An 8,194-nucleotide genomic window follows, 5' to 3' on the forward strand; every position below is an offset into this window, starting at 1 on the left:
TGGTAGAGGGACCACGAGCAGTACGCTGCTCAATGACAACAAACGGCTCTGCCGTTTGCGGGTATGACGGTACTTTTCTAGGAGTTCCACAGAGGATAGAATTGTCATTAAAGGTGTACGGTACTCATGGGATATGGTAAAAATAATCCGAGATTTAAGGTCACTGACTTCTTTTTCACGCTCCAGTGATTGACGCAATTGCGATTCCAAGTTCCGTAGCTGTTCTAAGTAATCTCTTAGTTCCACTGTGCGAGCTTGGATTCTGGTTTCAAGTTCTTGATTGAGGGCTTCTAAAGCAGCTTGAGCGGAAATGCGATCGCGAATTTCCTGTTGCAGCAGTTGATTTTGCTCAATCAGTTGTGTTTGTAGCTTGTGCAGAGTCAATTGATTCTCCACACGGGCTAAAACTTCCTCAACCTGGAATGGCTTGGTGATATAGTCAGCACCACCAACAGCAAAGGCTTTCACCTTGTCCCAAGTTTCATCCAAAGCACTGATAAAGATTACTGGAACTCCCTGGGTTTTTTGATTAGATTTCAGCTGTTTACAGACCTCATAGCCATCGATCTTTGGCATTATAATGTCGAGTAAAATCAAATCCGGTGGATCACACAATGCTGATTCCAAGGCAAGTAGTCCATCGATCATGCTCCTAACCTGATAGCCTTGCTCAATCAGGATCGAAGATAGCAGCTGCAAATTGGTTGGTGTGTCATCCACAACCATAATTTCTGCCTGAGTTGCCTCAGCTTGATGGTTATTCATGCTTTAATTAGGTAGAGCGAACCATAGGGGAGAAGCAAATTGGGCAGGAGCATACAGACCAGTAGCCCGCTGATCTGATAGAATCAGAAGGCGGTTTGGCTACCAGTGTTCCTACTCCACGATTCCTTAAACATCATCACGGCGAAAGAACAACATTCGGTACACAGGTTCACCACGAGCGAGGGTGGAAATTTCCCGTTCAGTAGGCACTGGCAGGGGGTTGGTTGGCAGCCAAGCAGTCTCTGGCCGGTAGAAGACTGGATGAGCATCGAAACGCGATCGCATTTCCACTGCCACTTCCTCCACATCGGATTGTAGAAAGACCTCCCCTCCACTGGTCAAATAAGCCCCTAGAGTATCAACCAAGGTGGGCTGCACTATACGTCGTTTGGCTTGTCGCTTCTTGAACCAAGGATCAGGAAATTGAATAGTGACGCGCTGCAAGGCACCAGGGTGCCAAGAGCTAAAGAGTGAATCTATAGAACTATTAGCATTACAGAACAAAAATAGGAGATTGCTCAACCCTAAATCCACCACCTTACTGTTGGCTTGTTTTACCAATGGTTCCCGAATTTCTAACCCCAAAAAATTCCAGTGGGGTTGTTGTGTTGCCATCTGCAATAAAAATTCCCCTCTCCCGCAGCCAATATCCAGATGTAATGGAAGAGCCGTTTGGGCATAAACTTGATTCCAATCCGGAGGACTCACCGGCATCTGATATTGCTTGCTAAGTGGATTAACGTGTTGTCGCACTCGAACTCTAGCCAACCTTAGCACCTCCTTACTTTACTCAGGGGATGGGGGATCAGGGATTAGGGGTTATATCCCTAATCTAGTTGTAAATGTCAGATCTAGGTGCGCGCCTCCAAGGGCGCGAGCAATCCCTCGCGCCCTTGGGTCGCACCTCAATGAACGCAATTCCGACTCATCTCTATTTATCCTAAATGTAATCTTTAAAATTTTTTATAGACTAAAGCTTAATTATGTAAGGCTAAATTAAAGATTATCCATTATTGTTTAGGTGAGCAGTTAAATGTAACCTAAACAAGGAGTTGTAATGGTATAACAGCAAACGTCATGAGCGATAATTTTAATAATAATTAATCTAGGGTTTAATCAAGAAAAGTTTTAGCTATGAGTTTAAATTTTCGCTTTGCCGTGGTAAGTGACCTACATATCGGGTTACCCCAAACCATCTGGGATCATCCCAATCGGTTTCATTTGGTAGAAGTTAGTATTCCAGTCCTAGAAAGGATTCTGGAGGATTTAGAGCAGAAAGCCTTGGATTTCCTCCTCCTACCAGGAGACTTAACCCAGCATGGTGAACCAGACAATCATGCCTGGTTACAAAAGCGATTGAGCCAGTTGCCTTTTCCAGTGTACGTCGTACCTGGAAATCATGATGTCCCCAATATCTTACCCAATGAACACTCGATTGGACTAAAGGAATTTCCTTACTACTATCGCCAATTTGGTTATGAAAATCCCGAGCAGTTGTACTATACCTGTGAAGTTTTGCCTGGAGTACAGCTGATTGGGTTAAATTCTAACCAGTTCGATACCGGTGGTAAACAGGTAGGGCGTCTTGATCAGCAACAGCTGATCTGGCTTGAGCAATTGCTTTCCCAGTGCCAGGATAAATTGGTGCTGGTGATGGTGCATCACAATGTGATCGAGCATTTGCCCGATCAAGCTAACCATTCCTTGGGACATCGGTATATCTTGGAAAATGGTCCAATATTACACAATATTCTCAAAACTGCTGGGGTCAATCTACTCTTTACAGGTCACTTGCATGTACAGGATATCGCCTATCAAGAGGGAGTCTACGAAATCACCACAGGTTCATTAGTTAGCTATCCTCACCCCTACCGGATATTGCAGTTGTGTACCGATAATCAAGGAAAAAGATGGTTACAAATTGAATCTCATCGAGTGGAGTCAGTCCCTGGTTGGGAAAACCTACCCCAGATATCTAGAGAATGGATGAGCGATCGCTCTTATCCATTCATGGTGAAACTCCTGACTTCTCCCCCCTTAAATTTACCGTTACCAGATGCCCAGAAACTTGCTCCGAGTCTACGCTACTTCTGGGCTAATATTGCTGATGGTGATGCTGTATTCAACTTTCCTGAGTTTCCTACCCCAGTTCGTCGCTATTTTGAGTCATTTAGCTGCCATACCAGTGATGGTAAACCTGCTCTGATTGATAATCAGACCACTCTGTTGCTGACAAAAAACTAATGACTAAGACGGCTTTTCTTGAATAAATTCAAGCACTACAACTAACCTGATAAGCTCAGGGATTTCCTCAACCAGGGAAGCCATCCTCTACTCCTTGACCTTGACCAGGGAAGCCATCCTCTACTCCTTGACCTTGACCAGGGAAGCCATCCTCTACTCCTTGACCTTGACCAGGGAAGCCATCCTCTACTCCTTGACCTCGACCAGGGAAGTCATCCTCTACTCCTTGACCTTGACCAGGGAAGTCATCCTCTACTCCTTGACCTTGATCCGGTAGCTGAACAGGAATTTCCGGTTCACGCTCACGCTCCGGCTCCGGTTCCGGTTCTGGCTCGGGCTCAGGCTCAGGTTCTGGCTCACGCTCCGGTTCCGGTTCTGGCTCGGGCTCGGGCTCGGGCTCGGGCTCAGGCTCAGGTTCCGGTTCCGGTTCCGGTTCTGGTTCTGGTTCTGGTTCCGGCTCAGGTTCCGGTTCCGGCTCGGGCTCGGGTTCTGGTTCTGGTTCTGGCTCCGGCTCTAGTGGTTTGTCAACGTCTTCGGGATCCAGTTCAACAGTTTCATCCTCCTGCTCAGTGTTAAGAAACTCACCGGTTTCCAAGGTAGACCTGATATCTAACTGGTTAACCTGATCAGTGATATCGGCATTGGAATTCTCAGAACCCACATCTTGATCGAAGACATCAACACCACCATCAATCACACTAAAATCAGCACTGGGAAACTCGTCCGATTCACTCCCCCGAAGACGAATGAAAGTAGGATTAACAATTATGTTGTTGCCAATAATAGGAACTTGCGCCTCTAGAGCATCTGCAATTTCCCCTCGCACTAAATCCAAAGCTTGATCTGGACTATCCGCCGGTCCTGTCTGGGTCAAATTCAGCCCTTTGACTAATTCACTGGTTTCATAAAACTCTCTGAGGTCAAATTCATAAACCTGCTCAATTTGATCCTCGGTTATAACCACGATCTGCCCAGCTTTTAATTCCTGAACTTGAGAACGAGTGCGATTATAGACCACAATACCGCTATTGGTAAGAGCTCCAACAATTGTTGTATTGGTATCAGATATATATCGCATGAACAGAGCTGACCCCCTAATCCCAGCCACGGCATTGGGTGTACGCACTCGAGTTTTACCCCGATCTGGAGGAATTAACAGCAGTAGTGTGCCATTAGATAGCTCAAAGGTACGACTTCTAGGTATAAATCGAAAGACAGCTAACTCTCCTTGTCGGGCTAGGGAACCATCATTGAAGCGCAGTTGAGCCATGGAGGAGCGAGCTGTTACCAGTGCATCTCCTATCGTCATGGCATCAGATGGACGGGCTGGTCGAGCTGACTGATTTTGAGGAATCAATCGCACTCGGTTACGTAGCTTCTCTAGCACAGCACGAGTTAAGGGAATTTCGGCACTGACTGGTTTAGAAAAAATTAGTAAATTAACGCTCCATAGAGAGATGGAAAGTACTAGGACTGTCTTGCGAAACACTGGGCAGCTCCAATAGCTCAAAGGTCAGTATTGTCAGGTAGTTGAGAGGTCAGCATTCAGCTAATGCGCTACAGATGGTGCTACTTGAGGTGCTATCAGCTGATTTAACAGAGATTAAACGAATGCTTAGCTCTTTTCTTGATGCAGTCGCGCTTTAGACCCTGGAACTTTCCCGATCAGAACCTCAAGTAGCGTGGGTGGCACAGGCTTTGGCCTTGGCCTTTAGGCCACGCGGGGCGCGTTTGGCCACGCTGTGCGAACGACGCGCTTGAGGTAGCGCATTAGCTGATAGCTTACGGGGCTTTGGCGTTGCCTTCTCGAAGAGTAGGTACAAAACTCTCCTATACGACATTCTGTAGGCTCTAAGTCAAGTCAGGATATTTTTTCTTCAGAGTAGTATGAAATACAGGTTAGTCAATCCTGAAAACACCGCTGGTGGTTAGTAATTATTAGCTGGGAGAAAAATACCCTACCTGCATTGATCAATTTTGGTAAGCTGTTGCTCATTTAACTTGTCTATTTTTTAGTCAGGGAGCAGGAATCCCCCCTAACCCCCCTTAGTAAGGGGGGAAGGGAGCCTCGGAGCAGGGAGCAGGCCAAAAATACTGTGTACCTCATTGTTAGGAAAAACCCTGTAGACCGCTCACAGCTTAGCAACGACTATTCTAGAGTAATGAGTATTAAACTATCATGATTGAACTTTATTATTTATTTTAATAAAAATTAATGTTTATTCTCTTAATTTTTTATTAATTTAACGATAATTTTTTTTAATTAAATATGGTTTCAAAAAATAAAAAATATCACGACAACTCTGAGGATGATCATCCTCCCCAGCACCAGATTAAAAAAACCTATTTAGCTACTTTGGGACATCTGATTGTCTTAAGTACACTGACCATCAGTAAACCCGCTTGGTCTGGATGTTACCCCATAGACAGTATTTCCCATCAGCCAGCAGTCAGTTTAGTTTTTAGTGGTACAGAACACCAAGCTAATACTGATCAGTTAAAACAGCATTGTACTCCTAAGTTATCTCAGGGGAAAATCGGGAGTGGTGGAGAACTATTATCTTCCTTTGTTGTCAGTGAGCATTCATCGAGTTCTAGCTCAACTGAGGTAGTTGACAGGTCACAGATATCTCAAGGTAAACCTGCTTCTGGAGATAATAGTTCAAACTCAGATTCCAACGCTAATGATGGAGACCCGGAACTGGGGGTGCTCCGTTTGCGGCTCCAAGAAAAACCACCGACTCCCCCTAAACCTACAGTATATTTACAGGGTAGAGTCAGTTATTTCAGAAGCGATAATATTTTCGCTGGAGTCGATCCAGTTGATGATGGTCTGTTGAGACCAGGACTAACCCTATTAGCTGTACCATCCCTCGGACCTGACACTAAGCTCATAACCTCAGTAAGTGGTAATATAGTGCGTTATGGAGATAGATCCCAACTTGATTATAATCAACTGAAAGTTAACCTAGGAGTTCGTCAGAAGTTATTGAAAAGAACCTATGGGGAGTTAGGATGGAGCAATCAACAGTTATTCAAGCAAGAGGGAGGCGATCGCTTCGCTCATTATAATTCTGTATATCTTAGACTCAGCCGACGGGATTGGTTAGCAAAGGACTTAGCCTTAGATACGTCCTATAAGTTAAACCTACGTTTTGCTGATCCAGAGACACGCTCTAAGATTAGTAATGTTTTCAGAGCATCTTTAGCCTATTACCCCTATCCCCGATTTAAAGCAGCTCTTAGTTACCAACTTGCCTTATCTGATTATACCGAAAGGGAACGGTATGATAACTATCATCAGTTAATTGGTCGTGTCAGTTATAAGATTTCTAGTAATAGTCAAATTTATTTGTATGCTGGACAAAGCTTTGGTTCTTCTTCCAACTCCAGAATTAATTTTGATGGGACAGTTTTCGGTACAGGTATGAGTTTTAATGTACCTCTGTTTTGAGAAAGTCAGGTTGTACGCTTTTCAGCAGTCAGCAGTCAGCAGTCAGCAGTCAGCTGAATTCTTACCTCCAAAGCGCCCCTATTCACAATTTAAATGTATTACAACATTCGCTAAGTTGTATATGGTATACTCAGTTATACTAAAAACGTAGTCGTTATGAGTTTGTTTATCAGATGTCCAACTCCTCTGTAGAAAATCTTGTCATCATCGGTTCTGGTCCTGCCGGTTACACAGCAGCGATTTATGGGGCACGAGCTAACCTGAAACCCTTAATGTTTGAAGGCTTTCAAGCTGGGGGAATCCCTGGTGGACAGCTGATGACTACTACAGAAGTAGAAAACTTCCCTGGCTTCCCAGAGGGAATCACCGGACCTCAATTAATGGAACGGATGAAGGCTCAAGCAGAACGCTGGGGAACAGAATGCTATACCGAAGATGTGATCGTTGTAGACTTAAGTCAGCGTCCCTTTACTGTGCGCTCTGAGGAACGGGAAGTAAAAACCCATAGTATTGTGATTGCTACCGGAGCAACAGCGAAACGGTTGCATTTACCCAGCGAAGCTCAGTACTGGAGTAATGGGATCTCAGCTTGTGCCATCTGTGATGGTGCATCTCCGATTTTCAGTGGTAAGGAAGTGGCGGTAGTCGGGGGGGGTGACTCAGCGGCAGAGGAAGCTGTATATTTGACCAAGTATGGTTCCCATGTTCATATGCTAGTACGTCGGCATGAGATGCGAGCTAGCAAAACCATGCAAGACCGGGTGTTGAATAATCCCAAAATTACTATTCACTGGAATACTCAGCCAGTTGATGTGTTTGGAGACAATGGTTCGATGACTGGCGTAAGAGTCCAGGATACTGAAACTGGTGAGGAAAAGGATATTTCAGTTCGGGGGATGTTTTACGCTATTGGTCACACTCCTAACACATCCTTATTTAGAGGACAACTGGAGTTAGATCAGCTCGGTTACATTGTCACTAAATCCGGTTCGGTGGAAACCAGTGTCGAGGGAGTCTATGCTGTTGGTGATGTCCAAGACCATGAGTTCCGTCAAGCCATCACTGCGGCTGGAACAGGTTGTATGGGGGCTATGTTAGCAGAACGCTGGCTATCTGCCAATAACCTAATTCATGAGTATCATCAACAACCGGCATCAGAACAGCCAACGGCTGAAAAACCTGAAGAAACTGAAGAAAAACCAGTAGCTGAGACGGCGGAAACCTTTGATATCAAGGAAACACGCCATCTGGGGGGCTATGCCTTGCGTAAACTGTTCCATGAAAGCGATCGCATAATCATGGTCAAGTATATTTCCCCCAGTTGTGGTCCTTGTAAAATTCTCAAGCCCATGCTGGATAAAGTAGTAGATGAGTATAATGGCAAAATTCACTTTGTCGAGATCGATATTGACCAAGACAGAGAAATAGCTGAAAATGCTCAAGTGGTGGGAACACCTACCGTACAGTTATTTAAGGACAAAGAGTTCCTAGCGGAATTTAAAGGAATTAAGCAAAAGAGTCAGTATCGTCAAGCCATTGAACGCTATTTACCAACTACTGTTTAAGAGATAGGCAAAAGGCGAAAGGCAAAAGGCAAAAGGTTCACAAGATTGTTTACCTGATCAGTATGATAAATGCTATCAGTATCAAGGATGAAGGATGACCTCAACCAAACAATCATTCCCCAGCTTTTTGTCTTTTACTAGAGGGCCTAGTCTATCCATCAAACTA

General features: G+C 44.7%; 6 protein-coding genes. 3 read left to right on the forward strand and 3 right to left on the reverse strand.

Features of this window, described 5'->3' with window-relative positions; all coding sequences use genetic code 11:
- Together F6J94_RS25790 and trmB are read right to left on the reverse strand one after the other, a co-directional pair.
- On the reverse strand, nt 1-765 hold a 765-nt coding region (locus F6J94_RS25790), incomplete at its 3' end, for a response regulator (RefSeq protein ID WP_293045355.1).
- A 126-nt stretch (nt 766-891) separates the two neighbouring features.
- On the reverse strand, nt 892-1,533 hold the full coding sequence (gene trmB / locus F6J94_RS25795) for a tRNA (guanosine(46)-N7)-methyltransferase TrmB (protein WP_075905361.1): 642 nt from the start codon (nt 1,531-1,533) through the stop codon (nt 892-894).
- Nucleotides 1,534-1,899: 366 nt separating this feature from the next.
- Between trmB and F6J94_RS25800 the strand changes: the two genes are divergently transcribed.
- Nucleotides 1,900-3,009, forward strand: coding sequence for a metallophosphoesterase (locus F6J94_RS25800; RefSeq protein ID WP_075905363.1), 1,110 nt, complete (start codon nt 1,900-1,902; stop codon nt 3,007-3,009).
- Nucleotides 3,010-3,076: 67 nt separating this feature from the next.
- On the opposite strand, the gene F6J94_RS25805 is transcribed toward F6J94_RS25800, so the two are convergent.
- Nucleotides 3,077-4,498: a FecR domain-containing protein gene (locus tag F6J94_RS25805; protein WP_293045365.1), complete on the reverse strand. Its 1,422-nt coding sequence runs from the start codon at nt 4,496-4,498 to the stop codon at nt 3,077-3,079.
- A gap of 780 nt (nt 4,499-5,278) precedes the next feature.
- Between F6J94_RS25805 and F6J94_RS25810 the strand changes: the two genes are divergently transcribed.
- Both F6J94_RS25810 and trxB read left to right on the forward strand, forming a co-directional pair.
- Nucleotides 5,279-6,463 (forward strand): hypothetical protein, encoded by a 1,185-nt coding sequence (locus F6J94_RS25810; RefSeq protein WP_293045370.1) that lies wholly within the window; start codon nt 5,279-5,281, stop codon nt 6,461-6,463.
- A 173-nt stretch (nt 6,464-6,636) separates the two neighbouring features.
- Nucleotides 6,637-8,028: a thioredoxin-disulfide reductase gene (gene trxB / locus F6J94_RS25815; protein WP_293045375.1), complete on the forward strand. Its 1,392-nt coding sequence runs from the start codon at nt 6,637-6,639 to the stop codon at nt 8,026-8,028.
- Nucleotides 8,029-8,194 lie beyond the last annotated feature (166 nt).

Source organism: Moorena sp. SIO1F2 (assembly GCF_010672755.1).
Taxonomy (GTDB): Bacteria; Cyanobacteriota; Cyanobacteriia; order Cyanobacteriales; family Coleofasciculaceae; genus Moorena.